General features: G+C 69.3%; 15 protein-coding genes and 1 pseudogene. 6 read left to right on the top strand and 10 right to left on the bottom strand.

The features are described 5' to 3' along the window. Nucleotides 1-11 precede the first annotated feature (11 nt). From ACWCPF_RS34690 to ACWCPF_RS34680, 3 genes are all read left to right on the top strand, one after another. Nucleotides 12-2,669, top strand: coding sequence for a family 78 glycoside hydrolase catalytic domain (locus ACWCPF_RS34690; RefSeq protein ID WP_451049075.1), 2,658 nt, complete (start codon nt 12-14; stop codon nt 2,667-2,669). Nucleotides 2,670-2,887: 218 nt separating this feature from the next. Beyond that, the gene (locus tag ACWCPF_RS34685; protein WP_451049074.1) at nt 2,888-6,622 is read left to right on the top strand and encodes a S8 family serine peptidase; all 3,735 of its coding nucleotides are present in this window, start codon (nt 2,888-2,890) and stop codon (nt 6,620-6,622) included. Between the two features lie 170 nt (nt 6,623-6,792). Then, a complete protein-coding gene (locus ACWCPF_RS34680; protein WP_451049073.1) occupies nt 6,793-7,554 on the top strand; it encodes a hypothetical protein in 762 nt (253 codons plus the stop codon). Between the two features lie 196 nt (nt 7,555-7,750). Here the strand turns inward: ACWCPF_RS34680 and ACWCPF_RS34675 are convergent, their stop codons facing one another. Next, nucleotides 7,751-8,104 carry a helix-turn-helix domain-containing protein gene (locus tag ACWCPF_RS34675; RefSeq protein WP_451049072.1) on the bottom strand — a complete coding sequence of 118 codons (354 nt, stop codon included), beginning with the start codon at nt 8,102-8,104 and terminating at the stop codon, nt 7,751-7,753. Between the two features lie 400 nt (nt 8,105-8,504). Here ACWCPF_RS34675 and ACWCPF_RS34670 point away from each other — a divergent pair, with 400 nt between their 5' ends. After that, nucleotides 8,505-9,362, top strand: coding sequence for an alpha/beta fold hydrolase (locus tag ACWCPF_RS34670; RefSeq protein ID WP_451049071.1), 858 nt, complete (start codon nt 8,505-8,507; stop codon nt 9,360-9,362). Next, nucleotides 9,359-10,195 carry an LLM class flavin-dependent oxidoreductase gene (locus tag ACWCPF_RS34665; protein ID WP_451049070.1) on the top strand — a complete coding sequence of 279 codons (837 nt, stop codon included), beginning with the start codon at nt 9,359-9,361 and terminating at the stop codon, nt 10,193-10,195. Before ACWCPF_RS34670 ends, ACWCPF_RS34665 begins: the two co-directional genes overlap by 4 nt. A gap of 201 nt (nt 10,196-10,396) precedes the next feature. On the opposite strand, the gene ACWCPF_RS34660 is transcribed toward ACWCPF_RS34665, so the two are convergent. The 4 genes and pseudogenes from ACWCPF_RS34660 to ACWCPF_RS34645 form a co-directional block, all read right to left on the bottom strand. Further along, nucleotides 10,397-10,549, bottom strand: coding sequence for a hypothetical protein (locus tag ACWCPF_RS34660; protein WP_451049132.1), 153 nt, complete (start codon nt 10,547-10,549; stop codon nt 10,397-10,399). Between the two features lie 134 nt (nt 10,550-10,683). Continuing rightward, nucleotides 10,684-10,755, bottom strand: a pseudogene (locus ACWCPF_RS34655) (hypothetical protein); the annotation flags it as partial. A 145-nt stretch (nt 10,756-10,900) separates the two neighbouring features. Next, nucleotides 10,901-11,236, bottom strand: coding sequence for a hypothetical protein (locus tag ACWCPF_RS34650; RefSeq protein WP_451049069.1), 336 nt, complete (start codon nt 11,234-11,236; stop codon nt 10,901-10,903). Between the two features lie 132 nt (nt 11,237-11,368). Further along, nucleotides 11,369-15,124, bottom strand: a complete 3,756-nt coding sequence (locus ACWCPF_RS34645) for a S8 family serine peptidase (RefSeq protein ID WP_451049068.1) — start codon at nt 15,122-15,124, stop codon at nt 11,369-11,371. 374 nt (nt 15,125-15,498) lie between these two features. Between ACWCPF_RS34645 and ACWCPF_RS34640 the strand changes: the two genes are divergently transcribed. Next, nucleotides 15,499-16,854 (top strand): sialidase family protein, encoded by a 1,356-nt coding sequence (locus ACWCPF_RS34640; protein ID WP_451049067.1) that lies wholly within the window; start codon nt 15,499-15,501, stop codon nt 16,852-16,854. A gap of 84 nt (nt 16,855-16,938) precedes the next feature. Here the strand turns inward: ACWCPF_RS34640 and ACWCPF_RS34635 are convergent, their stop codons facing one another. The 5 genes from ACWCPF_RS34635 to ACWCPF_RS34615 all read right to left on the bottom strand — a co-directional run bounded on the left by ACWCPF_RS34635 (nt 16,939) and on the right by ACWCPF_RS34615 (nt 26,507). Continuing rightward, complete coding sequence (locus tag ACWCPF_RS34635) at nt 16,939-17,631, bottom strand: response regulator transcription factor (protein WP_451049066.1); 693 nt, start codon at nt 17,629-17,631, stop codon at nt 16,939-16,941. Between the two features lie 21 nt (nt 17,632-17,652). Further along, nucleotides 17,653-18,831, bottom strand: a complete 1,179-nt coding sequence (locus ACWCPF_RS34630) for a sensor histidine kinase (protein WP_451049065.1) — start codon at nt 18,829-18,831, stop codon at nt 17,653-17,655. Nucleotides 18,832-18,947: 116 nt separating this feature from the next. After that, nucleotides 18,948-21,164 carry an MMPL family transporter gene (locus ACWCPF_RS34625; protein ID WP_451049064.1) on the bottom strand — a complete coding sequence of 739 codons (2,217 nt, stop codon included), beginning with the start codon at nt 21,162-21,164 and terminating at the stop codon, nt 18,948-18,950. 329 nt (nt 21,165-21,493) lie between these two features. Next, nucleotides 21,494-25,315, bottom strand: a complete 3,822-nt coding sequence (locus ACWCPF_RS34620; protein ID WP_451049063.1) for an endonuclease/exonuclease/phosphatase family protein — start codon at nt 25,313-25,315, stop codon at nt 21,494-21,496. 55 nt (nt 25,316-25,370) lie between these two features. Next, nucleotides 25,371-26,507, bottom strand: coding sequence for a hypothetical protein (locus tag ACWCPF_RS34615; RefSeq protein ID WP_451049062.1), 1,137 nt, complete (start codon nt 26,505-26,507; stop codon nt 25,371-25,373). Nucleotides 26,508-26,786 lie beyond the last annotated feature (279 nt).

The raw sequence follows: 26,786 nt of genomic DNA, 5'->3' as shown, positions 1-26,786 counted from the left end.
TCCCTGTGCATGTGACACCGCCCGCCTTCGAGCATCACCGCGAGCCCCTGGGCATCGGCTCGTCGGCTCCCCGCCTGAGCTGGCGCGCGGTCACCGACACCACGGACTGGCGGCAGGCCGCGCACCAGGTGGAGATCACCGCGGCCGACGGCACAGTCCTCGCCGACACCGGACGTATCGCGTCCGCCGAGTCCCTCCTCGTCCCGTGGCCGGGGCGACCGCTCGGCTCCCGGCAACGCGTCGGCGTACGCGTCCGCGTCTGGGGAGAGGGCGAGGACGATCCGTCGCCCTGGTCGGAAACCTCGTACGCGGAGACCGGACTCCTGGCGCCGGCCGACTGGACGGCCCGGCCCGTCACCCCGGACGACGCCCCCGCCGAGGGGCCGCAGCCCGTCGCGCTGCTCCGCCGCGACTTCGACGTCACCGACCGCGTCGCCTCGGCACGGCTGTACATCACCGCGTACGGCGTCTACTCGGCCGAGATCAACGGCGAGCGCGTCGGCGACCACGTCCTGGCCCCCGGCTGGACCTCGTACCACCACCGGCTGCGCTACCAGACCTTCGACGTCACCCCCCTGCTGCGGACCGGTGAGAACACCCTCGGGGCGCTGCTCGGCGAAGGCTGGTACACCGGGCGACTGGGCTTCCACGGCGGCAGCCGCAACATCTACGGCGAACACCGCGCGCTCCTGGCCCAGTTGGAGCTCGTGTACGCCGACGGCACGGTGCGGACCGTCGGGACCGACGAGCACTGGCGCACGGCGGAGGGCCCGGTACTGCGTTCGGAGATCTACGACGGTGAGGCCTACGACGCGCGGCGCGAGCGGCCGGGCTGGTCCACGCCGGGACACGACGCGTCCGACTGGGCACCCGTCCGCGAACTCCCGTTGCCCGACGCGGAGTTGGTGGCACCGACCGGTCCCCCCGTACGGCGCACCCAGACCGTCGCCCCGGTCTCGGTCATCACGACGCCGTCCGGGAAGACCGTCCTGGACTTCGGCCAGAACCTGGTCGGCCGGCTACGCATCCGCGTCTCGGGGGCCGCGGGCCACGAGGTCACCCTGCGCCACGCGGAGGTGCTGCAGGACGGCGAACTCAGCACCCGTCCGCTGCGGATCGCCGCCGCCACGGACAGCTATGTCCTGCGCGGCGGAGGCGCGGAGACGAACGGAGGCGTGGAGACATATGAACCGGTCTTCACCTTCCACGGCTTCCGGTACGCCGAGATCGAGAACTGGCCCGGACCGCTCGACCCCGCCGACGTCGAGGCGGTCGTGCTCCACACGGACATGGCCCGCACCGGCTGGTTCGAGAGCTCCGATCCGCTGGTGAACCGGCTGCACGAGAACGTCGTCCAGGGCATGCGCGGCAACTTCCTCGACGTGCCGACGGACTGCCCGCAGCGCGACGAACGCATGGGCTGGACCGGCGACATCCAGGTCTTCGCGCCCACCGCGTCCTTCCTGCACGACTGCTCCGGCATGCTCGTCGGCTGGCTGCGCGACCTGTCCGCGGAGCAGCTGGCACGGCCGGACGGCGTACCGCCCCTCGTCGTCCCCGACGTACTGCCGACCGCGTTCCAGGGCATGAGCGCGCAGGCGGTGTGGGCCGACGTGGCGGTGCTCCTGCCGTGGACCCTGTACCAGCGGTTCGGGGACCTGGAGGTGCTGCGCACCCAGTACCCGAGCATGCGGGCCTGGGGCGAGGCGACGATCCGGCTGACCGCCGAGGGCGACGGACTGTGGCGGCAGGACTTCCAACTCGGCGACTGGCTCGACCCGCAGGCCCCGCCGGACCGTCCGGGCGATGCGCGGACCGACGGCGACCTCGTCGCCAACGCGTACGTCGTCCGCTCGGCCGAGGTCCTCGCAGAGACCGCCGAACTCCTGGACGACACGGAGACCGCGGCCCGCTTCCGCGCGCACGCGGCTGCGGTACGCGAGCGGTTCGCCGACCACTTCGTCACGCCGGACGGCCGGCTCGCCTCCGACGCCCAGACCGCATACGCGCTGGCGCTGTCCTTCGCACTGCTGCCGACGGAACGCCAACGGCGGGGCGCTGCCGAACGGTTGGCGAACATCGTGCGCCGCGCGTCCTTCCGTATCGCCACCGGTTTCACGGGCACGCCGCTGATCTGCGACGCGCTGTGCGCGGCGGGCGAACCGCAACTCGCCTACCGGATGCTCCTGGAGAAGGACTGCCCGTCGTGGCTGTACCCGGTGACCATGGGCGCGACCACCGTCTGGGAGCGCTGGGACTCGATGCTGCCCGACGGCACGGTCAACCCCGGTGAGATGACCTCGTTCAACCACTACGCGCTCGGCGCCGTCGCCGACTGGCTGCACCGTACGGTGGCGGGTCTCGCCGCCGCCGCACCCGGCTGGCGGCGGCTGCGCATCGCCCCGGTCCCGGGCGGCGACCTGACCTGGGCGAAGGCGTCCCACGACACCCCGTACGGCAGGGCCGAGGCGGGTTGGCGCATCGAGGGCAGCGTCGAGGGCAGTAAGGGAGACACGCTCGTCGTCGAGGTTGTGGTCCCCCCGAACACCCGGGCCGAGGTCCAACTCCCCGACGGCACGGACCCGTTCGAGATCGGCTCGGGACGCCATACCTTCCGCCGCCCCTACACCGCCCCGGCCTGGCCGCCGACCGCGATCCGTTTTCCGTGACCGGCGTTCGCCCCACGTGCAGCTGTCCCTCCGGGAGGGCGACTCGCCCTCCCGGCAACGTGACTGCGCCGAAACGGGGCATGGCACCTGTTTGTCCCGGTCCGGCTCGTCCAGTCTGCGACATGGCCCAACTGCGTCACGCGGGAGCCAGTTCGGGCGGCCGGGAGTGATCGCATAATCCTCGGCGTCCCATCCGACGCGCAACCATGAGGTCTCCCTTGTCGTTTCTGCCTTTCCGCAGACGCAGGCTGACAGCGCTGTGCACCGCCACCGCGGTGCTGGCCGTGTCGCCCGCCCTGGCCTCCGCGGCCCCTGCACCGCCCGCCCCCTCATCCCTCGCGTCCGCCGCGGCCCTGCCCGCGGCGCTCGGCACCGCTCGGTCCGTGACCCTGGTGACGGGCGACAAGGTCACCGTCACCCGGGCCGCCGACGGCACGTCGAGCCGGACCGTGCGGGACCCGGACGGCCACTACACCGGCTTCGAGACCAATCAGAGCGGCAAGGACACATACGTCTATCCGCACAGCGCTCTGCCGTACCTCGCCGCGGGGCTGCTGGACAAAGAGCTGTTCAACGTCACGCAGCTCCTGGCGGACGGCTACGACGACGCGCACCGCGACCGGCTGCCGCTGATCGTCACCTACACCGACGCCGCCGCCCGTTCGCGTGCCCTCCCGGTGCCGGAGGGCGCCCGCAAGGTGCGCACGCTGGACAGCATCCAGGGTGCGGCGCTGGGCGCCGACCGGTCGGACGCCTTCTGGGCGTCGATCACCGGCGACGGCGCCGGCGCGGCGGCGCGCGACCGCGGGGAACAACCCCGGTTCACGGGCGGACTCGCCAAGGTCTGGCTGGACGGCAGAGTGAAGGTGGACCTCGCCGACAGCACCGCGCAGATCGGCGCGCCGCAGGTGTGGGCCTCCGGCAACACCGGTGAGGGCGTGGACGTCGCGGTCCTCGACACGGGCGTGGACACGGACCACCCCGACCTGGCCGACCGGGTCGCCGCGACCGAGGCCTTCGTGCCCGGCGAGTCGGTCGTGGACCGCAACGGCCACGGCACGCATGTGGCCTCCACCATCGCCGGTACCGGCGCCGCGTCCGACGGCAAGGAGCGGGGCGTCGCGCCCGGCGCGAACCTGCACATCGGCAAGGTGCTCTCCGACGACGGCTACGGCCAGGACTCGTGGGTGCTGGCCGGCATGGAGTGGGCGGCCCGCGACCAGCACGCGAAGATCATCAGCATGAGCCTGGGCGGCCAGCCCACCGACGGCACGGACCCGCTGAGCATGGCGGTCGACACGCTCAGCGCGGAGACCGGGGCGCTGTTCACCATCGCCGCGGGCAACGCCGGTCCCGACAGATTCTCGGTGGGCGCGCCGGGCGCCGCGGCCGCCGCGCTGACCGTCGGCGCCGTCGACGGCTCCGACTCCCTCGCCGACTTCTCCAGCCGCGGCCCCCGGGCGGGCGACGGAGGCGTCAAGCCGGACCTCACCGCTCCCGGTGTGGACATCCTGGCGGCGCGCTCCCAGTACGCCGCCGCGGGCTCGGGCTCGTACCAGGCCCTGAGCGGCACCTCCATGGCCACTCCGCACGTCGCGGGCGCCGCCGCGCTGCTGGCCGCCGAGCACCCGGACTGGACGGGCCGTCAGCTCAAGAACGCCCTGGTCAGCACCACCAAGGCGACGCCGCGGTACAGCCCGTACGAGGGCGGCACCGGCCGCCTGGACATCGCCGCGACGACGGCCGCGACGACGTTCGCCACCGGCAGCGCCGACTTCGGCTTCCGCACCTGGCCGACGCCCGCCGGAACAACCACCGAGCGGGAGGTGACCTACAGCAACAGCGCCGGCAGCCCGGTCACCCTCGATCTCGCGGCGCGTGCCTCGGGCGCGGACGCCGGCCCGTTCACCCTGTCGGCTTCACGGGTCACCGTCCCGGCGCACGGCACCGCCTCGGTGACGGTGACAGCGCACTTCGACAAGATCGCGGCTGACCAGATGGTGGCCGGGTTCCTGACGGCCACCGGCCCGTCCGGCGCGGTCGTGACCCGTACCTCGCTCGGCGCAGGCCGGGAGGGCGAGCGCCACCGGCTGACGCTGAAGGCCAAGGACCGCAGCGGCAAGCCGATCGGCGGCACCGTCATCCTGACGGCGAAGAAGCTGTGGCTGCCGGTGCGGATCGACGAGTCGGGCACCGTGGACCTGCGGCTGCCGCCCGGTTCGTACACCGCGTGGATGGAGGCCGAGCTCGAGGGCTCCCATGGCCCGCACTCGCTCGGGCTGGGCCTGATGGCCGTGTCGGACGTCGTCCTCGACCAGGATCGCACCGCCGTCTTCGACGCGACGCGGGCCCGTCAGGTCAGGACGGTGGCTCCCAAGCCGAGCACGCCCGGCGGCTCCCGTATCGAGTACTACCGTGGCTTCGCCGCCGACGACTGGTCGTCCTCCGCGCGCTGGCCGGGTATGGCGTACGACAGCGTCTGGGCGCTGCCCACCAAGAAGGTCGCCGAGGGCGAGTTCGTCTTCGGCACCCGCTCACGGCTGGAGGAGCCGACGCTCACGGTGGCCTCGGGCGACCGGGCCTTCGACGACCTCGTCGTGCACCGGGGCGCGACCCCGCTGGCCGAGGGCCGGCACCGGCTCGCCGCGGTCTTCGCCGGTCAGGGCGCCGCCACCGCATACACCGCTCTCCAGGCCCGGGGCAAGGCCGTCGTGGTGCGCCGCAACGGCACCGTGCCCGTGGAGGAACAGGCCGCCGCTGCCGCCGCCGCGGGCGCCAAGCTGCTCCTCGTCGTCCACAACGGATCGGGCCGCCTGGACCCGTGGAACGACTCCCCCTGGGGGACTCCGAACCCGCCGCCGCTGACCGTCGCGAGCCTCACCCAGGACGAGGGCGAGCAGCTGATCGCCGGACTGCGCAAGAGCCGCACCCGGCTCGCCGTCACCTCCAGCCCGACCACCGACTACGTGTACGAACTGGTCCACGACTACAAGGGCGCCGTCCCGGCGGACCCCGTCTACCGGGCGGCCCAGCGTGAACTGGCCCGCGTCGACGTGTCCTTCCGCAACTTCCGTGCCGGGAAGGCGCTGGACTACCGCGAGGACATCGCACGCTCCGGGCCCAGCGCCCTCAACTCCTCGCTCGCCCCGGCGCTCGGGGAACGCACCGACTACGTCACGGCGGGCGAGCAGTGGTCGGGCCGGGCCGAGATCCCCGGCGAGCAGCAGCAGTTCGCGCCTGCGGCGACCTACCGTGCGGGGACGACGAGCAGCGTCCGCTGGTTCGGGCCCGTCCAGCGGCCCCGCCTGGCCAACGGCACCGCCCCGGTCCGCCTCGACGACACGCTGTACGTCTTCATCCCCGGCTGGGGCGACTCCGGGAACGACCATGTCGGGGCGACCTACGGCAACTTCGGCGTCCGCAACATTCTCAAGCTGTACCAGGGCGACACACTCGTGAAGGAGACCAGCAGGTACCAGTACAGCCTGACCGTCCCGGGCCTCGCCGCCGGCCCGCTCCCCTACCGTCTGGTGTCGCAGAACGACCGCGACACGTGGTCCGGGCCCTACTCCACGTCCACCCGCACCGAGTGGGGCTTCACCTCCCGCGCGGGCGCCGCGGGCGCGCAGGCCCAAATGCCGCTGATCCAGCTGGACTACGCGGTCGACACGGACGTCGCGGGCAAGGCGGGGCGCCACGCCGACCTGACGCTCACCGCGTCCCACCTGTCCGCCTCGGCGGGAACCGCCGCGATCCGCACGGTGGGCCTGGAGGTCTCCTACGACGACGGCGCGACCTGGCACACCGCGCGGCTCCGGCACAGCGGCGACAACTGGCGCACCAGCCTCGACGCGCCGCGCACGGCACGGTTCGTCACCCTGCGGGCCACCGCCCGCGACGCCGGCGGCAACAGCGTGAACCAGAGCATCACCAGGGCCTTCGGCCTGAAGTGATCCCCTCGCCCACACGCGAACACGCATGACGACGGGGCGGGGGCAGGGGGCGGGCGGCGGGGCCGCACATCACGGCCCCGCCCCCGTCTCCTGTGCCCGAACTACCGTCCTGAGCGGAGGCCACGCGAACTCAGATGACAGTTGCGAGCCGGCTCCGCGATCATGGGCCGATGACCACGAGACCGGACCTTCTCGCTCTGAGCATCGTGTGCCCTCCACCCGAGGAGGGCGCCGTGGAGGTCCGCCCGATCGTCAATGGCCGGGATCTTCTGGCCGAGGTGGTCCCCGGTGGCGTGGGAGGCACCCGGTACCTGGGAGTGGGCCCCAGGGAACTGCTGGGCCAGGACGGGCCGTTGCATGCCACGGCGACACCCCACGAGGTTCGTCTCGCTTGGTCCGGGTGCGGCGTGGAGGAGTGCTGTGGCGCGCTCTACATGACGGTCACGCGTGACGGGGATCGTGTCGTCTGGGCGGACTGGCGCGACCTGGCCAATCAGGACTTCGACCTACCGCAGCTTCGGTTCGCCGCAGGTCAGTACGAGGCCGAGGTCCTGCGAGCCGAAGAGGACCGCAGTTGGGAGTGGCCGGCCGGAGCGGTTGCGCGGCTGCTCGAAGCGGGGCTGAGGAGACGCGGGGACTGGCTCGTCAGGTGGGACTGCGAGTTGGAGGGCGTCTGGGCCTCCCGCATGGAGACCGATCGAATCCACGTCGTCCTGATGCATCCCCGTGACCGGACCGACGCAGATCTGCCCTGGCTCCAATTCGGGATGACCCTCCCGATCTCCGCGGACGCTCCATCGGTCCAAGCCGAGCGCCTTGAAGCGCGGCTGACCGCAGGCGATCCCCGTGCCGCCGCCGAGGTCTGGGGAGGTTCGCATGACGCCGAGCAACTGGGCTACCCATGGCCGCCGGTCTACCCGCAGCTCATGTGAACGGCAGGGAGAGGCCGCCTTGGGCCTTCCCCTGCCGTTGGGCACCCACTCGCAACCGCCATCCCCAGGGGGAGGCGTGACCACAGACAGAAGCGGCTGGCGCCGGCGGACATCAGCGTGGCGAACTTCGCCGAGGTGATCCGGGACGGCGTCGACGCGGTCCTGGACCCGCTCGGCGACGACGACGTACCCCCGCTCACTGACTCTCCTGCCTCCCGGCGGCGTCTACATCGACGTGCGCCGGCCCAACCCCGGTCGCGCCGAGTTGGTCGTAAAAGGCAAGATCGTGTTGGTTCCGTGAACCCTGAAGCGCCCCCCATGACATGAACGGCGACAGGACTCGCCGCCGGTAGGTGGCCCGGTTCCGGCAACCGCCGGCGACGATCGGAACCCCGGCTGACGGAGGACCTGGCCCGAGGACCGGGCGTTTGCGCCGGTCGAACAGCGCGACCCCCGACTCCCGCTCCAGCGCGGCGACGTGCATGCTCACCCAGGGCTGTGAGCGGTGCGTCGCCTCGGCCGCGGCCCCGAAGCTGCCGGTGTCCACCACGGCGAGAAAGGAGACGAATCATTCCAGCCGGACATCGGTCCTGAGCACTGCGACCACTTCACCCCAACGCGCCACCACGCCGGTGCGGGGCGAACGAAGTCCCATTCTCCGGAGGCACGATTCCAGCCACCGGAACGCCCATCATATGAACTCCCGATCAGGTGGACGGCAGCGTCGTGCCCGGCGCGGACGGAGTCGAGGCCCGCTGGGCGAAGGCCTGGCATCCGCAACACACCGCGGAGCGGTTGGAGGTTCAAGGACGCTTGGCGATCGCGCCTGCGACTTCCACGGCGATCTCGATGGCCCACGCCGACGCGCACCATCGACAGCACGATTTCGTTGCCCGCGGCGCGGCACACGATCTGCGGCCGCACGCCGAAGGGGGTCTAGCGTGACATTCATGACCGATCACCTCTCACACGGCGAGAAGCTCGTAGAGATCGACGATGTCGAGCTGTGCTTCGAAACCTTCGGGAATCCCGTGAACCCGGCCATCCTGCTCATCGACGGTGCGAGCGCGTCGATGCTGTGGTGGGAAACCGAGCTGTGCGAACAGCTCGCGCGCGGCGGCCGGTCGGTGATCCGCTACGACAACCGGGACACCGGCAGATCCACCAGCTACCCGCCAGGGCGGCCGGGCTACGCGTTCACCGACCTGGCCGCGGACGCGCTCGGCATCCTGGACGCCCTGAACGTCGAGCGCGCACACATCGTCTGCCGGTCCATGTCCGGCGGGATCGGGCTCCTCATCGGGGTGGACCACCCCGACCGGGTGGAGTCACTGACCTTCGTCTCCACCTCCACGGGCGAGGACCGGCTCCCGCCGCCTTCGGACGAGTTCATCAGCGCCGCCCCCGCCGATCCGGACCCCGCCGACTCCGGCGCGGTGGTGGACTTCGTCGTGGCATCGGCGAAGGCATGCTCAGGCGGCTCGCCCTACTTCGACGAGAGGGCCACGCGCGCGTTGGTCGAGCGGGACGTGGCCCGCGCCCGCGACATCGCGGCCACGCTCGTCAACCACTACGCGATGTCGTTCGACGGGTCGTCCCGCGACTTCGCCGCCGTCAAGGCGCCGACCCTGGTGGTGCACGGCGACCACGACCCGGTGTTCCCGCTCCCTCACGGACATGCGTTGCGCGAGGCGGTTCCCGGCGCGGGACTGCTGGTCCTGGAGGGCGCAGGTCACGACCTGCCGAGGCCGCTGTGGGACGTGTTCGTCCCGGCGCTGCTCCAGCACACCGCAGGGGGTCCGCGGTGACCGGGGTGCGGTCGGCGCTCTGGCTGCCGGTCTTCGACGCTCTCGCCGACCCGGTGGTCGTCGCGCGGCTGGCCGCCGAGGCGGAGGAGGCCGGCTGGCACGGCGTGTTCGTCTGGGACCATCTGCGCTGGCGGGAACCGGTCCGGGAGGTCGCCGACCCGTGGATCACGCTGGCCGCGATCGCCACCGCCACCGAACGTCTCCGTTTCGGCCCCATGGTCACCCCGCTCGCCCGCCGCCGGCCGGCCAAGGTCGCCAAGGAGACCGCGACGCTGGACCGGCTGAGCAACGGCCGCCTCACGCTCGGCGTCGGTCTCGGCAGCGACCGCTTCGCCGCCGAGCTGTCCGCGACCGGGGAGGAAGTCGACGACCGGGAGCGGGGCCGGATGCTCGACGAGTCACTGGAGATCCTGACCGCCGCGTGGTCCGGCAGTCCCGTGCACCATCACGGCCGGCACTACACCGTGGACGGCGTCACCTTCCTCCCCCGGCCGGTTCAGCGACCCGGCGTACCGGTGTGGGCCGCGGGGTTCGCCGGCAACGTCAAGCCGTTGCGCCGTGCCGCCCGGCACGACGGTTACATCCCGGTCAATCTCGAACACCCCGACCAGCTCGCCGACATGGTCACCACGCTCAGCGGACTGCGCCGGCCGGGGACGACCCCGTACGACATCGCCGTCCCGCTGCCGTCCGGCACCGATCCGACGCCCTACGCCGAGGCGGGCGCCACCTGGTGGCTGGCGGAGTTCGAGCCGGAGACGGTGTCGGTGGACCAGGTGCGGGGCGTGCTGCGCGACGGCCCGGCAGAAATCGAGGTCGAGAGGATCCGGTGACGGGCCCGTCGGCTCAGCGACGAACAGGGACGCACGACGCACACGATCTTGCCGCCGACGGGGCGGCCGGACAGTTCGGTCAGGGCCGCCGGGGCCTCGTCAAGGGCAACGGTCCTGGTGAGCATGGGGTCCAGACGACCGGCCGACACCAGCGTCAGCAGGTCGCCGAGCATCGTGGACAGGTCCGCGCGGGCGCGTTCGTCACCGTGGCTGTACGCGGCCCCCGCCCGCACCGGCGGTGACCAGCACCGTGTCTCCTGCCGTGACGTGCAGGCGTCGCGCCACGGCCTGGTATGCCGTGATCCCGGCGCAGGGCAGCGCGGCGGCCGTGGCCGCGTCCAGGTCGTCGGGCACCGCCGCGAGGGTCGACGCGTCGGCCAGCGTGAACTCGGCGAGGCCGCCGGGGCGGCGCAGGTCGCCGTGGCAGGCGACCTGCGCCGCCCGATACCTACGCCGCTCACACCGTCGCCCACCGCATCGACGATGCCGGCGACGTCCAGGCCGAGGACATGGGGCCAGGCCCAGGCGGGGTGGCCGCCGGCGGCGACCTGACAGTCCACCGGGTTCAGCCCGCATGCCGTCAGCCGGTGAACGTCTGGTCGCCGTCGCGATGCGCGCCCCAGCCGTGCCGCCGCTCGGCGCTCGCGTCGGCCACGAGCAAGAACCGGGTACGTCTCCGCACAGGAGGAAACACCCGGAGTGCAGTCACTTGGAGGCGGCGCCGTCATCGACTTCGAGGACGAGCCCATGAAGCAGTTCGTCACCAACACCTTCGGGCCGCTCGACGATCCCGCCTCGGCCGCCTACTTCGACTCCGTTCGGCCCCACCACTACGTCGAGCACAACACCCGGGCCATCAAGGCCCACGACGTCAAGGTCCGCCTCCTCGTCGGCGACGCCGACTGGCTCTACGACAAGGACAGCAAGAAGATCACGGAGAACTTCAGCAACCTCCTGACCCAGTACGGCATTTCGCACACCTACACCGTCCTCCCCGGCGTCGACCACATGATCATCGAGGCCACCCGCCGTCCGTCTCATGTGCAATCAGCCTTCGAGCTGACAAGCCGTTCGCCCGGCGCACACAACGTGTGGCCCCTGCCCACGGTCTCCACCGCAGACAGGGGCCTCTCGCCACCCTTTCGTCAGCCTTTGGTCAGCAACCCTCCGTCGTTACCTCAGGCCGAAGGCGCGGATCACGGTCTGGCTCACACTGTTCCCCTGCGTGTCCCGCGCCGTCGTGCGTACGCTCGTGAAGCGGGCCCGGGACGGTGCCTTGAGCTGTGCCTTCCAGTCGCCGCCCGACTGCCGCAGGGTCGCCTTGCGCCACGTGGCGCCGTCGTCGTACGACAACTCCAGCGTCACCGTGCGGATCGTCCCCGCGCCCGCCGCGCCCTTCAGGTGCGAAGGGGTGACTGTCAGCCCGGTCCGCCGGTGGGCCTTGCCGGACAGGTCGGCGGGCACCGCGTAGTCGAGCTGCACCAGCGGCAGCGGTGTGAGGACCGTGGGGTCCGTCGTGCTGGAGGTGAAGCCCCACTCGGTGCGCGTGCGGATCGAGTACGGGCGGTCCGGCAGGTTCCGCTTGCCCTCCACCACGATCCGGTAGGGCAGCGGGTCCGGTGACACGCCCTCGGCGGAGACGATCCGTTCGTTGACGTCCTCGCCGAGCAACTGGTCGCCCTGGTAGAGCGAGACCTTCGACGTGTCGCCGTCGGCCCACGTGACGCCCGCGTGACCGCCGGAGTCACCCCAGGCCGGCAGCGCCGATGTGCTGATGATGTCGCCGGTCCGGAAAGGAGCCCGCCAGCTGATGCCGTCGTTCAGCAGACGCGGGCGCTGGATGGGTGAGAACCAGCTCTCGCCGGTGGTGCTGCGTGGCTGATACGAGCGCACCACGCCCCTCTGATGGAGGTCCGGCATGCTGGCGGCGGAGACCCAACGGACACCGGCGCCCGTCGAAACCCACGACGTCAGCGTGCCCTGGGCCGCGACCTGCGTCGCCAGGATGCCCAGGGGGCTATCGAACATGACGGACACGTCCTGGCGGTACTGGACGGCCTCGCCCTGCTTCGTGTTGCGGAACGTCTCGTCGATCCGGGCCAGCTCGCCCGGGCCGGGCCGGTACGACGGATCCCGGGGAACGGCCCCGTCGTGGTGGCGGACCAGGTCGTACAGGTAGCGCGGATACGGGTGCGAGACCACCTTCAGCCTAGCCGTGCCGGGCTTGCCGATCCGGCTCAGCAGCCGGGCGCTGTCGTCGGCGCCGAGCGAGGCCACCGGCAGCGGGGGGACGTCGGGCAGGTCCGCCCAGGCGTCCAGCTTTCCGTAGCCGTCGTTCAGGATCAGCAGTTGCCTGGCGCCGGCCTTCGCCGCCGTCGCGGCCTGCTCCGGAGCGGGCACGGTGTCGCTGCGGCGGACGACCGCCACCTGGCCGCGCACCTTCACCCTGCGGAAGTCCGCGACCGAGCCGTCACCGGCCCAGACCGCCCGGTAGCTGCCCGTGCCCTCCGTCAGCTTGGGAGACCGGCTCTGGACGACGACGTCGTCGTAGGTCTGCGAGCCGGCGGAGAACGTCAGCGGCGGCTGGATCTGCCGCCAGCGGGTGGCGAAGGTGTACGAACCCTTGGTGACCTTCGGCGTCGGGGTCACCCACACGCTGTCGTACCGCCAGTTGGCCGGCATGTAGCTGTCCAGGAACGGGAACAGGCCGCTGTTGGCGCGGTACTGGTCCACCCTCATGAACTGATTGGCGGTCGGCTGCGGGGTGAGGGCGGCCGCCTTGCGCAGGTCGGCGGCGTCGAAGCGGACGGTCCGGTCGGCGTCGAGGTCGATCTGCGGCGCGGACAGCACGGCGAGGCCCAGCGTGTGCGTGCCGTCGATGCCGGGCACATCGGCGTACATCCACGCCGAGTAGGTGCCCGGGTGCAGGCGCGCGGTCGTCCGGCCCGAGGCGTCGATCTCGTACACCTTGGGCTCGGTGTCGCGCTCGACGTCCTTGAGGATGAGGGTGCCGGGCAGGGCCGCGCCGTGCCGGTCCTTCGCCGTGACCGACAAGGTGACCCGTCGGCCCTCCTTGTTCAGACCGACCAATGTGTGGGTGCGGACGGTGCCGTCGGCGCCGGTGGCGGTGAGCCGACCGGCGTAGAAGGCATTGTCCTCCGCGGCGTCGAGGTGCGTGATCACGCCGACGACGGCGGTGCCGTTCGCGGGGACGGTCAGTCGGGTGTCGGTGAGGGTGAACAGGCCCTCGGGCAGCTGCTCCTGGCTCAGGGACAGGTCCACGGTGACCGGTTCGGCGCCGGAGTTGGTGTACGTGACGTCCTTGCGGACGGTCTGGCCCGGTGTGTACGGGGCGTGGGTCTGCGCGAACGCGTTCCCGGAGGTGACCAGCGTGGCCTTCACGGCGGCGGCGACGTCGACCCGCCCGCTGCCGACCTCGTAGGGGCTGAACCGCTTGTTGCTCGACGTGGTGTTGACCAGGGCATCCTTGAGCTGCTGCCCCGTCCAGTCCGGGTGCGCGGCGGCCAGCAGGGCGGCGGCACCCGCGACGTGGGGAGTGGCCATGGAGGTGCCGCTCATCGTCTGATAGGCGCCCTCGCCCTCCGGCGCGTACTGCGAGCGCGCAGCGAGCACGTCGACGCCCGGGGCGGTCAGATCGGGCTTGATGGCGTTGTCGCCCACGCGGGGGCCGCGGCTGGAGAAGAACGCCAGCTGGTCCAAGCCCTTCCCGGGGCCGTTCACCGCGCCGACCGTCAGCGCGGCGTCCGCAGCGCCGGGGGCGCTCACGCTGTAAGGGGCTGAGCCGGTGTTGCCCGCCGCGATGACGAACAGTGCCCCGGTCTCCTCGCTGAGCCGGTTCACGGCCTGGCTGAGGGGGTCGGTGCCGTCGGTGGGTCCGCCGCCCAGGCTCATGCTGACGACCTTGGCGTGCTGGTCGCGGACGGCCCACTCCATGCCGGCCAGGATCCAGGAGTCCTGACCACCGCCGTCGTCGTCCAGGACCTTGCCGATGTGCAGGGCGGCGCCGGGAGCGACGCCCTTCTCGGCGCCGCCGGACGCCGCGCCGGTTCCGGCGACGGTGGAGGCGACATGGGTGCCGTGACCGTGCCGGTCGGTGACGTCCTGCCCCGGCACGAAGCTCTCCGCCGCCGCGATACGGCCGGCGAAGTCCGGGTGCGCGGCGTCGATACCGGTGTCCAGGACGGCGACGTCCACGCCCTGCCCGGTGTCCCCGCCCGCCCAGACCTCGGGAGCCCCGATCTGCGCGGTGGTGTCGGACAGTGTGGCCTTCACCTTCCCGTCGAGCCACACCTTGGCAATGCCGCCCGCAAGCTCTCCGGCCGGGGCCGCCGAGCCCGCGCGCGCCGGGGCCGCGGCGGTGAGGGAGGACCAGAACTCCGCCGCCCGCGTGTGCTTCGCGGCTATCGCCGCGCCCTGGATGCTGCTGAGCGTCAGGGTCCTGCTCGCGCCGACCGGGGTCTTGAGGCTGCGGGAGCGGGCCGCCGCGTCGGTGTACGTGACGATCAGCGGCAGGTGGTCGGTGCGCGCGTCGTCGTAGCCGTCCGCGATCAGCTCCGTGACGTTGAACAACTCCTCGTCCAGAGCGCCGGACGCGAGGTAGGGAAGCGCCGCGTCGGGATACACATAGGTGTCGTCGCCGACGGACATGATGTGAGCGCCACCGGTCCTGCCCTGCGGATCGGCCACGGACGTGACCGCGTCCCGGTTGCCGTTCGCGGTCACCGTGACCTTGTCACCGGTGATCAGTGTGACGGTGTGCATGGTCGCGGGACCCGCGGCGACGGTGGCGGTGGGAGACGGGGACGTCGGAGCGGCGTCGGCCGACGCGGCAGGAGCCGTGGCCGCCAGCACTGTCAGGGCGGCGACGGCCGCTGTCAGTCCGCGTCTGCGGGACGGGGACGGAGGCATGCGCAAGGAGACCTCACGAACTAGATGTGCAGAAGATGCTCGCAGTCAGTCATCCGTTCACATCACTGTCAACACAGTGTTTTGGCGCTTCTGCGCCATGTCACCAAGCCGACATGGCACAAGCCAGGGCAATGATCTCCAAGCGGAACATGTCACAAGGTGTGAGGCGTTGTGGTTTGCAATCGCGGCGTCGACTTTCGCAGTATGAGCAGCCTCATCTGGTGCGAAGAGTAACGGTGGGCGAATGAGACTGCGGTACGGCCTGCCACAGCAGTACTCACCGGCCTGCGCCTGCATGACGCCGTGCCTCCCGGGGTCCTGCAATTCTCTGATGGCTCGCTGACACCCAGATGTGAGAGCTGAGGACCGACGTGATGCTATTCAGCAGTTCGTCCACGAAGTTGAGCTCCGCGGCGTTCTCCGCGCTGTTCCTGCTGTGCGGTTCGCCCGCCGCCGTGGCGGTACCGCAGGACGCGGGCGGCCATGCAGCCGTTCACGAGGTCGACGTCACCAACATGCCCGCCACCAAAGAGGGGCAGCCGACGGTCGCCGTCAACCCGAGGAACCCGAGGAACCTCGTCTTCGTCTCGACGATCTTCCCGCCGTCGCCGGGTCTGGAGCCGGTCGACGGCGGGTGCTTCCTCGCCTACTCGAACGACAGGGGCGACACCTGGACCCGGGTGGCGTGGCCGCTGGGCGACGCGGCGCCCAAGTGCGGTGAGCCGAGCGTGCAGTTCGACGCGAAGGGCACCGTGTACGTGGACAACAACCAGGTCAGCTCGGGTCTGGACGCAAACCTGCGGAACCACAACCAGGTCGCGAAGTCGACGGACGGCGGCCGGACTTGGACCGACCCGGTCTCCACACCCCTGCTGCTCGGCGGTGCCCCGAAGATGCGGGTGGACGTCGCGACCGGCAAGGTCTACGCCGTCGCCGGGGCGGCATGGGAGTACCCAAGCGCGGTCTCCGTCAGCGCGGACGGCGGCAAGACCTTCAGCAGGGACTCGCGGGTGATCCCGGGTCCGATGCCCTGTATCGAGGTGGCGCCGGGCATCCCGCTGGTCTGCGGCTATCCGGGTCGCGCGATCGCCGTGTACGGCGGGATCCTCGTGTCCGCCTCCCAGGAGGCGGGCAGGCCGGTCAACTTCCACGTCAGCCGCGACGACGGCAGGACGTGGACGAACACGACGGTGAACGACGGCCGGGGAACGCCCGTCGCGGCGGGGACCGGGTCTCTGGTGCCGACTCCGCGGTTGGGCGCGGCTGCCGACCCCGTCCCGTGGGTGGCAGCCGATCCCTCCCACCGGGGCCGGTTCGCCGTGATGGTGCCCCGGGACTCCGACACCCTGGAGGTCTACGTCACCCCGGACGCCGGCACGACCTGGACCGGGCCGGCCGCGATCTCCACTCCGAACGCGCAACGGCCGGCGATCGACTTCGGCGCCGACGGTGAGCTGGGCGTCATGTGGCGGACCACGACGGGCGACGCGTTCTCGGTCGTCTCGTTCGACCACAGCCGCTCGTTCAGCGCCCCGGTGCAGGTCAACCATGTGACCGAGCCGGTCGGCGAGATGGGCCCTCCCGGTGACCGCTGGTCGGGCATCACCATCGCCGGCGGGTACGCGTACGTCACCTGGGCCGACGGGCGCAACAACTCCTCCCTCGACTCCGTCATCAGCCGGGTGCCACTTGAGCTGTACAAGCGCCCGGCCTCGAAGGCGACGCGCTGACGGAAGCCCGGCGCATGGCAGTGGTCCGCCGAGGCGCGCCTCGGCGACCCGCCGCTGTTCGGGTGGGGTCTGACGCTGCTGGTGTCACCGGTCGTCCGTGGTGCCGTTCGGCCGGGGCCGGGGATGTACCAGGCCGCTCTGGTAGGCGATGACGACGAGTTGCGCGCGGTCGCGGGCGCCGAGTTTGTTCATCGCCCGCTGGATGTGGGTGCGGACGGTCAGCGGGCTGAGGACGAGGTCGTCGGCGATCTCCGGGTTGGCCTTGCCTTCCGCGGCCAGCGCCATCACTTCGCGTTCCCGTGTGGTGAGCGCGGTCAGTTCCGGCGGCGGGGCTGCCCCGGGGTCGGCTGTGGTGAGGAAGCGGGTGATGAGGGTGCGGGTGGCGGTGGGAGACAGGAGGGCCTCGCCGGCGGCGACCGTGCGGATGCCGTCCAGCAGGGCGTAGGCGGAGACGTCCTTGCCGAGGAATCCGCTCGCCCCCGCTCGCAGCGCCCGGGCGACGTATTCGTCGGTCTCGAAGGTGGTGAGGATGAGTACGCGGGTGGCGGCGAGGCTCGGGTCCCGGCAGATGGCGGTGGTGGCGGCGAGGCCGTCGGTGCCGGGCATGCGGATGTCCATCAGGACGATGTCGGGACGGTGGGTACGGGTGAGGGCGACGGCCTGCGCTCCGTCGGATGCTTCACCGACCACCTCCATGTCGGGATTCTCCTCGATGAGAATCCTGAAGGTGGTGCGCAGAAGTTCTTGGTCGTCGGCCAGCAGGATGCGGATGGTCATGGATGTGTGTCTTCTCAGCAGTCAGTGGAGGATCGGCAGTTCGGTGGTCACGGTGAAGCCTCCGTCGGGGCGCCGGCCGGCGTCGAAGCGGCCGCCGGCCGAGCGGGCACGCTCGCGCATGCCGATCAAGCCGAAACCGTCGCCGGGACCGGCCGGGGCCGGATCGCGGGCGGAGGGTTCGTTGGTGACGGTGACGGTCAGCCTGTCGCGGCCGTAAGCCAGCGTGACCTGTGTGGTGCTGTTCGGCGCGTGTTTGGTGACGTTGGTGAGGGCCTCCTGCACGATCCGGTATGCGGTCAGGTCCACGCCCGGCGACAGCTGTTGCTCCTCACCGTCGACGACGACCTCGACACCGAGGCCGGCCGCGGCGAAGGAGTCGACGAGGGCGGGCAACCCGCGCAGGCCGGGCGTCGGCTCCGTGGGCGAGTCGAGGTCGTCCGGCCGGCGCAGGAGCCCGACGGCGGCCTTGAGCTCGCGCAGCGCCGAGGAGGTGGTGGAGGCGAGCTGGGCGACCATGGGGGCGACCTTGTGCGGGCTGGTCTGTGCGAGGAAGGTGGCGGTGCCGGCCTGCGCGTTGGCGAGCGCCAGGTGGTGGGCGACGACGTCGTGCAGCTCGCGTGCGATCCGCACGCGCTCCTCGGCGACGCGGTGCCGGGCCTCCTCCTCCCGGCTGCGTTCGGCGTACTCGGCCCGCGCCTGGACCGCTTCCAGATAGGCGCGCCTGGTCTGCGCCGCCGTCCCCAGAGCCACCGGGAGCAGCAGACACAGGATCGGATTGATGACCGCGAGGGGCCAGGGGTGGCCGTAGCGGTCGCCGAAGACCACGGGCAGCACGATGACCGCCGTCATGGCAGGACACCAGCCGTAGGCGATTCTGCGCGGCAGTTGCACGGCCAGCTCGTACAGAGCCGCGATGACCGGCGCCAGCAGCATCGGAGTGAGCAGGTAGCCGACTCCGCCGGCCACCCCGGCGCACACCGCCGTCACGATGAGCACGGTCCGGGGACGGGTGCGGCGCCACAGCAGGGCGAAGGAGGCGACGACGGCCAGCGGGAGGGCCGACCACCAGCCCAGTCCCTCGGCATAGCTGTCGCTGCTGTAGAGGGCCACCGGTCCGGACAGCACGAACAGCACGGTGACGAGCAACGCGTCGACGGCGTGCGGATGGTTCTGTGCGTAGTGCTGCCAGCGGGTGATCATCACGTGCTCCGGTCGCGGGGTGTTTCGTCCATGATCGGTCACACCGCGCGGCGACACCCGCAGGGTTTCCCAAGACACCACGGGAAACCCTGCGGGCCGCGCACGGGAACGCCGTCTCAGTTCAGCGCCGATGCAGGTGCCTTGTCGGGGGCCGGCTCTCGCCTGCCGGCCCTCGCGTCGGTGAGAGCCTCGCCCTCGATGTCGACGTGGGGCAGGCGCCGGTCGAGCCAGTGCGGCAGCCACCAGGCCCGCTCTCCGAGCAGGGCCAGTACTGCCGGGACGAAGACCATCCGGACCAGGAAGGCATCGAACAGCACGGCCACGGCCAGGCTGAAGCCGATCATCTTGATCATGGCCACTCCGACCCCGACGAACCCGGAGAAGACGGCGATCATGATCAGTGCGGCGGCCACCACGACACGGGCGCTGTGCCGGAACCCGCTGACCACGGAATCGGCGGGCCGCTCCCCTTGGACGTACGCCTCCCGCATCCGGGACACCAGGAACACCTCATAGTCCATGGCCAGGCCGAAGACGATGCCCACCATGATGATCGGCATGGTGCTCATGATCGGCCCGGTCTGCTGCAGGCCGATCAGCTCGGCCGCCCAGCCCCACTGGAACACGGCGACGACCGCGCCGAGGGCGGCGAGCACGGACATCAGGAAGCCGACGGCGGCCTTGAGCGGCACGAGCACCGACCGGAAGATCACGAGGAGCAGCAGGAAGGCCAGCCCCACCACGACCGCGAGATAGGGGACGAGCGCGCTCTGCATCTTCTGCGCGACGTCGATGTTGACCGCGGTGGTGCCGGAGACCAGGAACGTCGCACCGGTCGCGGACCGCAGACCGTCGCGCTCGGCGCGGATCGCCCGGACCAGGTCCTTGGTCTCCTCACTGGTGGGCGCGGTGGCGGGAGTTGCGGTGAACAGGGCGGTGTCGCCGACCGGGTTGAAGGTCGCGGTGGAGACGGACACGACTCCCGCGGTATCGGCGATCTTCTCCCTGATCGTGGAGAGCGCCGTCTTCGGGTCCTTCGCGTCCTTCGCGTCCACGACGACGGTCAGCGGGCCGTTGAAGCCGGGGCCGAACCCCTTGGCGAGCTCGTCGTAGGCACGCCGTTCCGTGGTCGCGGTGGACTTCGACTCGTCCCCGGGCATGCCCAGCCGCAGGTCCGTCACCGGCAGCGCCAGCGCGCCGAGCGCCGCGACGGAGGCGAGGAGTACCGGCACCGGTCGGCGCAGCACGAACTGAGCCCACCGGGTTCCGGCATTCGCCGTCGTGCCGCCGCGCTCGTCCTTGCCCTTCCTGATCCGGCGGGACAGAACGGCGTCGGGGAACAGGCCCAGCAGCGCGGGTACGAGGGTCAGCGCGACCAGGACGGCGATCACGACTGCCCCGGCGGCCGACAGGCCCATCTTCGTCAGCGTCGGAACGCCGACCACCGAAAGCCCCGCGAGCGCGATCACCACCGTCAGCCCGGCGAACACCACCGCCGAGCCGGCCGTTGCGACGGCCAGGCCCGCGGCCTCCTGCGGGGTTCGGTCCTTGGCCCGTTCCTCGCGATAGCGGGACACGACGAACAGCGCGTAGTCGATGCCGACCGCCAGGCCCAGCATGGAGGCCAGGCTGCTGCTCGTCGTGGACAGCCCGAACGTGCTGGCGAGCGCCATGATCGACACCATGCTGATGCCGACCCCCAGGACGGCCGTCAGCAGCGGCAGTCCGGCAGCCGTCATGGAACCGAAGGTCACGAGCAGCACCAGCGCGGCGACGGCGATGCCGATCGCCTCGCTCGCACCTCCGGCCGCGGGCTGAGCGGCCAGCACCGGGCCGCCGACGTCCACGGTCAGCCCCGCCTTCCGGGCCTCGTCCACCGCCGTCTGCAGGTGCTGCTTGGTGGAGTCGGTGATGTCCTTGGACTTCGCCTTGTAGGTGACGATCGCATAGGCGGTGGAACCGCTCTTGCTGACCGCACCCGCCTGGAAGGGGCTGACCGCGGCCTCGACCTGACTGCCTTCGCCGGCCTCGTCGACCAGTTTCTCGATCACCGCCCGGTTGCCGGAAGCAGTGACCTTCTGCCCCTCAGGAGCGACGAAGACAATCCTGGCCGATGCCGTGTCGGCGCTGTCGGAAGTGCCCGGGAAACGCTTCTGCAGCAGGTCATAGGCGCTCTGCGCTTCTATGCCGCTCATCGAGGCGGTGTCATCGGGAGGCGCGGGCGCCTCGGTCGAGGCAAACCCGACGACGCCCAGCACGACCACCCACAGAGCAGTCACGAGCCGGCGTCGTCGAAAGGCCGTACGGCCCAGTCGGTAGAGAAGAGCAGCCACGGGACGAAGGTCTCCACATCTGATTCGGGAACCTCCCCAGGCTCTCGATCACGACGGCTCCCGTCTCCCTGCTCCCGCCGACACTTCGGCTACTGAATCGGCAGTAGCGCTCTCCTGAACTCGCAGTACCAACCTGGGGGTGACGGGAAGGACCAGCCGAGGTCCAGAAACTGTGAGGCCCTCTTCCCGATATGTCGGGAAGAGGGCCTCACCGGCTACGCGGAGGGCATCCGCTTCGCCGTGCCGCGGCACCCTGTTCCGAAGGGCAGATCATCGCCCGGGCGCCGCACGCTTACGCACTTGCTGGCTACACCCTGTTGACGCCTGCTCTAGATTTTCGATTTCATCCGGAACAAGGTCGCGGAACCTGTCGTATATGTCAAGCCGACATAGGTCGACAATGCGCGAGTGCTGACGTAGACGAACTCATTGAACCTACTGTGCTGACTCAATACAGCCGCCTGACCCCGGGGGTCCAAGGCCGAACAGAACAAGTAGCCGTCGTTGTCAGGGTGGTATGCATTCAGCGAGAGCGAGTTACCCTCTGCCGGACTACCGTAGTCACCGCTCGTCGAATTGAGATACCTTCCGGCTCCATCAACCACATAGAAACAGTCCTCACCGTCTCTGGGAGGCGCCTCAATGACAACGAATTCATCGTCGGCGTCATCGGTGTCGGGGGCCATCACGAGTGGAGCATTTTCTTCCGAGGTGCCGTTCAGCGGGCGGAGTACCTGACCCTGCGGATCAGTGAACTCATAGGAATCCAACGCGTGAGCGTAGTCTTGGAAGAACCAGCGCTGGTTCGGGTCCTCAGGATTCCAGTCGCGGCCGAACAGCTGATCGCCGACAAGTGTGAGCGCTTGCCTGGAATGCCGGTTTATCAGCGTCCACGTGTGGTCGTCATTTTCTATCGGGTACCAAAGCGATTCGTGTCCATAGAAGTGACCCTTCGTATACACCTCTGCATCCGCACGATCAACTTGACCGAGATACATGTCGGACATCAAGTGGTGCAAGCGGTAATATCCCGGATACTCGGGATCCTCCTCGAACTCGAAACCCATCATCGGCAGATCATTCTTGCTCCGAGGCTTGGTGCGAGCTTGATAGCCCTCGCCGCTAGACCTTGTGGGGTCTGGGCGAAGAGTATTCTTATACGGATGCGTGGAATTGCCAAGCAGGCCTCTCACGTTCGTTCGCGGTTTTCCGCGATGCGCGCCACCGGTTCCAGGAGGATCGGCTTCAGCTTGCGTCGGCAGGGTCACATTGAATGCGGCCATAGTATGGTCGGAAAACGTTTCTGAAGATTGCACGAGGCTTCTCCTCGTGACTCTGATCGCGTTGGGCTGATTACTGCCGGCCGTGACGGCATAGTCCAGCATTCGGCCGAGCCGCGTGGGCCCCGCCGGGTCCCAGACAGCATGCTCGCTCGGCAGGACAGCACCCCTCAGATCCCTAGGCGTTCGATTGAAATCTCCCAGAACCACATAGGGCATGGGCGTTCCGTTCGGGCCCGCAGTGCTCATTCGCTGCCTGATTTGCCTCAGCGTGGTGGCGACGTCCGCTCCACCGGGCGACCTCGCATGCACGGTCCAGTACACGGTGTCACGGTAGAAAATTCCCAGAGCAGGGCGATCCGTACTGACTCCGTTTGCGTCCACCGCCCCTGGAACGACGAATACATGATCATTCATGTTCGCGCCGGGCGGCACCGCTGGATTACGAGTATAGATGGCCAGGTTCATTTGACCTACCCCGTTGGTAGGGCGATGGTCTGTCTGCAGCCAGTAAACATATCCTCGCGGCCGGGCCCCATCCGTCCCCAACCGATACTCATTGACAGTGGGGTTAATAACACCAATGCCCGGAGCATCCACTGAATATGAGGTTTGCCGGAATCTTCTTGCCGCCCCGGGCCGAAGATAGCCCGGCGGCGTGCCAGCTTCTTGCAGGGCAATCACTTGCGGCCCATTATCATTGGAGTCGCTTTCGTCAATGAACCCCAAATTCTGCAGGTAATCCCAGGGTCTGTCTTGGGCCCCGCCCTCAGGCAGATTCGACAGATTCGAACCAAACATGTTCCAGGTGGCCACTTTGCGGGTTGGAATTCCCGGCGGCCGGGGCTCAAGTTCAGGGCCGGCATATTCGAGGAACAGGGACTGCCGGTTGCCGACCTCGAGGGCTACCACTCCCTTGTCCTGGTAGTCCAGGTTCTCTCGGTCGGTCCAGTCCGCGATCGCCTGCCCGTCCTGGCTCAGGTGTTGGAACTGGCTCGTGTCGTCCTTGTTCGAGCCGAACACGTAGGCTATGCCGGCACGCGTGCCGTACGGCGCGTAGTCCAGAAACGGCCCGCCCCGTGTGAGCTGTTTCTTCAGGATGTTGTTGTGGAAGACGTTCCGCGGGCCTGATGAACCGGCCCACTTGCCCGCCTTGGGGCCTGCTGCCCACCAGATCGGATACCAGGTTCCGGAATCTACCTGACCTCCCTCACCACCGCAGTTGTTGCTGCAGTTGGCCGCATAGTGCTGGAAGGGAACTTGCACCGTGTTCTGCTCGAACAGGTTGTCGTGTTCCCAGCCGCCGTGCAGGTTCAGGTCCGAGTCGAGGTCATTGCGGAAGGCGACGTTACCGCTGGCCGACCACTGGAAGGTGAAGTGGCGCAGATTGCGGATGGTGTTGTAGGCCCACAACGAGTCCCACACACGGCTGCCGCGCAGATAGCCGTTGCCGCCCTTGCCCTTGTTCCAGGCCCCGTCGAAGCTGTTGTGCTCGATCTGCAGGTTGCGCGCGACCTCGGTGACGATCGGATGCGACCCGGTCATGGTGGCCTTCAGCCCGCGCGCCCAACTGTTGGCGGCCCACTTGAAGACGATGCCGTGCATCGCGTACTCGGGCGCCAGGTTGGCGTAGTTGTTCTTCGCCCAGGCAGCGGTCGGGTAGTACGTGTTGCCGTCCACCCCCTTCTGGCCTTCCATGTCCTGGGTGTAGGCGAAGTCCTCGAACCCGACCCCTTCAACGACCTTCAGAGGGGTGACCTTGCTGAAATACGGGTTGGGGCCCAAAGGAGAAGACCCGTCCGAAAGGGAGTCGACCGGCAGGTCCCACTCCAGCGGGCGGTCCAACCTGATCGTCTTGGCGGTTTTGTCTATGCGAGCCACCCGGAACATCTGCTGGCGCATGTGGAGGGACTCCATCATGCTCGTGTCAGTGATGCCCTGTTGCTCGTAGAACTTCCTGCTGTTGGCCGCGCCCACCCACACATAGCTGTTCGGCAGGAACTTGTCCATGTTGGCCTTTGGGTCCAACCGGATCGTGTTTTCGCCCTGCCGGGCCGAGAATCCCGGGTCATCGTCCTGGGCGGCCAGCTTGACCCCGGAAATCCAGTGCTGGTTGACGGAGCCCGCGAAGATGTCTCGGCGGTTGATGCTGGAGTTCGCGTAGTCGTCCCTGTACCGCTCGGCCACATCCCGAGCCTGGACCCGGAACATACCGTTCCCCGGCCACAGCCAGCCGCCGTTGCCCACGTCGCTTCCGGAACCGGCCACCATGGCATCCGGATCCCAGCGACCGTTGATCAGTGTCTCGTACCGGGTGAAGATGTCGGGTCGGAACACGATTCGGGTGCCACCGTCATCGGAACCCTTCCCCCTGATGGTCAGGAAGCTGGCATCGACGAAGATCTGCGCTGACACATCGATTCGCCCGGCCGGCAGCTCGATGCGCGAGAGCCGGCCGAAGTTGGCGTTCGGCGAGCACTCCTTCTTGATGTAGTCGATCGCCGCCTGCAACTCGAAGGTGTCATCCTTCCCGTCGTCGGCGATCACCTTGTACTTGGAAGCGAGCTCTTCCGCGGAGATACGGCAGGACGCCACCTGGGTCGTACCTATATCGCCGACAGGCAGATCCGCGCCACCCCGATATCCCACGCGTGACCAGTCCGGCAGGCCTGGAGTCACGGAGTCCGTACGGTTTCGATAGCTCAGATCCGGTTCGGGAGTGTCCGGTTCCGACGGTTCTTCCGGTTCCGCCTGTGACACGGGCGGCGGCGCCTCCGAGGCGACCACCGGAGCAGCCGAGGCGACCGCCGGCGCTGTAGGTGCGAGCAGCAGGCCGGACAGCAGAACGGCCGCAAGTCGAATGGGTTTCACGTGACCTCTGTTGATGTGTCATCGCTGGGTTTGTGCAGGTGGAGAGCCTGAACCTCTACCACTGCGGTGGCGCCGGCTTGGGCATGGAGCCGAAGTCGGTGACCCTCTTCCACAAGACGCCGTTCAGCGTGCCTTGACTGCCGTTGATGACGTAGTAGAGAGCGGTGCCGTCCATCACGGCCAGCGGGGACCGACCGTACGAGAGCGCAAAGGTCGGCTCCTCGTAGAACCCACTCCACCCCCCGTCTCGCACGATCAGGTAGCTGCCGATGGTGTTGTCGGACTCCGCGAGGCTGATCACGCCGTAGCCGTTCGGGGAGAGCGCGACGGACGGGGCATGCCTCGACCAGCCATTTCCCTGGCTGAGCTTCCACGGATTCGTCCAGCTGGAAGCCCCGTACCTCTGTCGCGCCATGTAAATGCTGTTGTCGGTGCCCGTGAAGGCGAGAACGACCTGGTTCCAGGGGGCGGGGTCGTTGTTGTCGACGTCCACCTGAGCGGCCAGAGACGGCGCGTCCTTGCTCAGAGCGTTCGGAACCACGCGGGGATTCTCGAACGTCTTGATGGCGGCGTTGTAGAACATCGTCCAGATGTCGTCGTTGGACTGACTGTTCCAGGCGAGCATGAAGGAGTTGTCGGGGAGCGCGGCAGCCGCCACAGGCAGGTCGGCGGAGGTTCGCGTGTCGTTGGAGATCTTTGCCCCGTAGGGCAGGGTTTCCGGCAGTTGGTAGCCGGCGTTGAGCTGGATGCGGTGCTGCCAGACGTCTCCGTCCCTGCCGGTGTGGAAGATCCGGAAGTTGCCGCGGTTCCCGTCGTCGGTCCAGATCACTGTCGGGGCCGCATACGTCTGCGCGTTGGGGGACCCCGGCGATATGGGCAGTTGGTAGGCGGACCCGTTGTTCAACGAGATCCAGATGTAGTCGTTGTCCTTGCCGCGCCATGCGTGAAGGACGTTGCCGCGGTTGTCGCGGGCCTCCCCGGGGGTGGACTGGCTGGAGATGGGCCCGCCCGAATAGGTCACCAGATTCCAATCACGGCCCTCGTCGGGAAAACCCGAGGCATTGACCGAAGGGCCATCGGCCTTGGTCGAAGGGTCACTGGCCGCGGCGGGCGCCGCCACTCCGGCAACAGCGGCGGAAGCGGCGGCAACCGCCACTGCCGCCAGCCGGAACTTCTTCGACTTGTTGTGCATCTGCGAACCGAACCTTACGTCGAGCGTCAGTTGACGCTTCTGGTGAACACTCTTCGACGCAGCAACCATGTTGGTGCCACAGCATCAAGACACCGGCCGCCGGTCCGCTGTAACAACTTGTGGATGAGACGTGGCGCACACGAAAGGCGTGCCGATCGGGGACTGACTGCCCATCAGGCATCCTGCTGGACAAGGGTGTTGAGGCAACCGCCGGACGGCACCGCCGCAGCCTTACGGCTGGTCCGTGGCGCACCAGCGCGGGTCGCCAGGACGTACGCG

It is taken from the genome of Streptomyces sp. NPDC001858 (assembly GCF_053594615.1).
This window is presented reverse-complemented; position numbering and strand designations above follow the sequence as displayed.

Bases quoted from the DNA above. Each gene is read 5' to 3' on its own strand.
- ACWCPF_RS34615 (WP_451049062.1), bottom strand. From the start codon at position 26,507: ATGCACAACAAGTCGAAGAAGTTCCGGCTGGCGGCAGTGGCGGTTGCC.
- ACWCPF_RS34635 (WP_451049066.1), bottom strand. From the start codon at position 17,631: ATGACCATCCGCATCCTGCTGGCCGACGACCAAGAACTTCTGCGCACC.
- ACWCPF_RS34645 (WP_451049068.1), bottom strand. From the start codon at position 15,124: ATGCCTCCGTCCCCGTCCCGCAGACGCGGACTGACAGCGGCCGTCGCC.
- ACWCPF_RS34680 (WP_451049073.1), top strand. From the start codon at position 6,793: ATGACCACGAGACCGGACCTTCTCGCTCTGAGCATCGTGTGCCCTCCA.
- ACWCPF_RS34640 (WP_451049067.1), top strand. From the start codon at position 15,499: ATGCTATTCAGCAGTTCGTCCACGAAGTTGAGCTCCGCGGCGTTCTCC.
- ACWCPF_RS34670 (WP_451049071.1), top strand. From the start codon at position 8,505: ATGACCGATCACCTCTCACACGGCGAGAAGCTCGTAGAGATCGACGAT.
- ACWCPF_RS34650 (WP_451049069.1), bottom strand. From the start codon at position 11,236: ATGAGACGGACGGCGGGTGGCCTCGATGATCATGTGGTCGACGCCGGG.
- ACWCPF_RS34630 (WP_451049065.1), bottom strand. From the start codon at position 18,831: ATGATCACCCGCTGGCAGCACTACGCACAGAACCATCCGCACGCCGTC.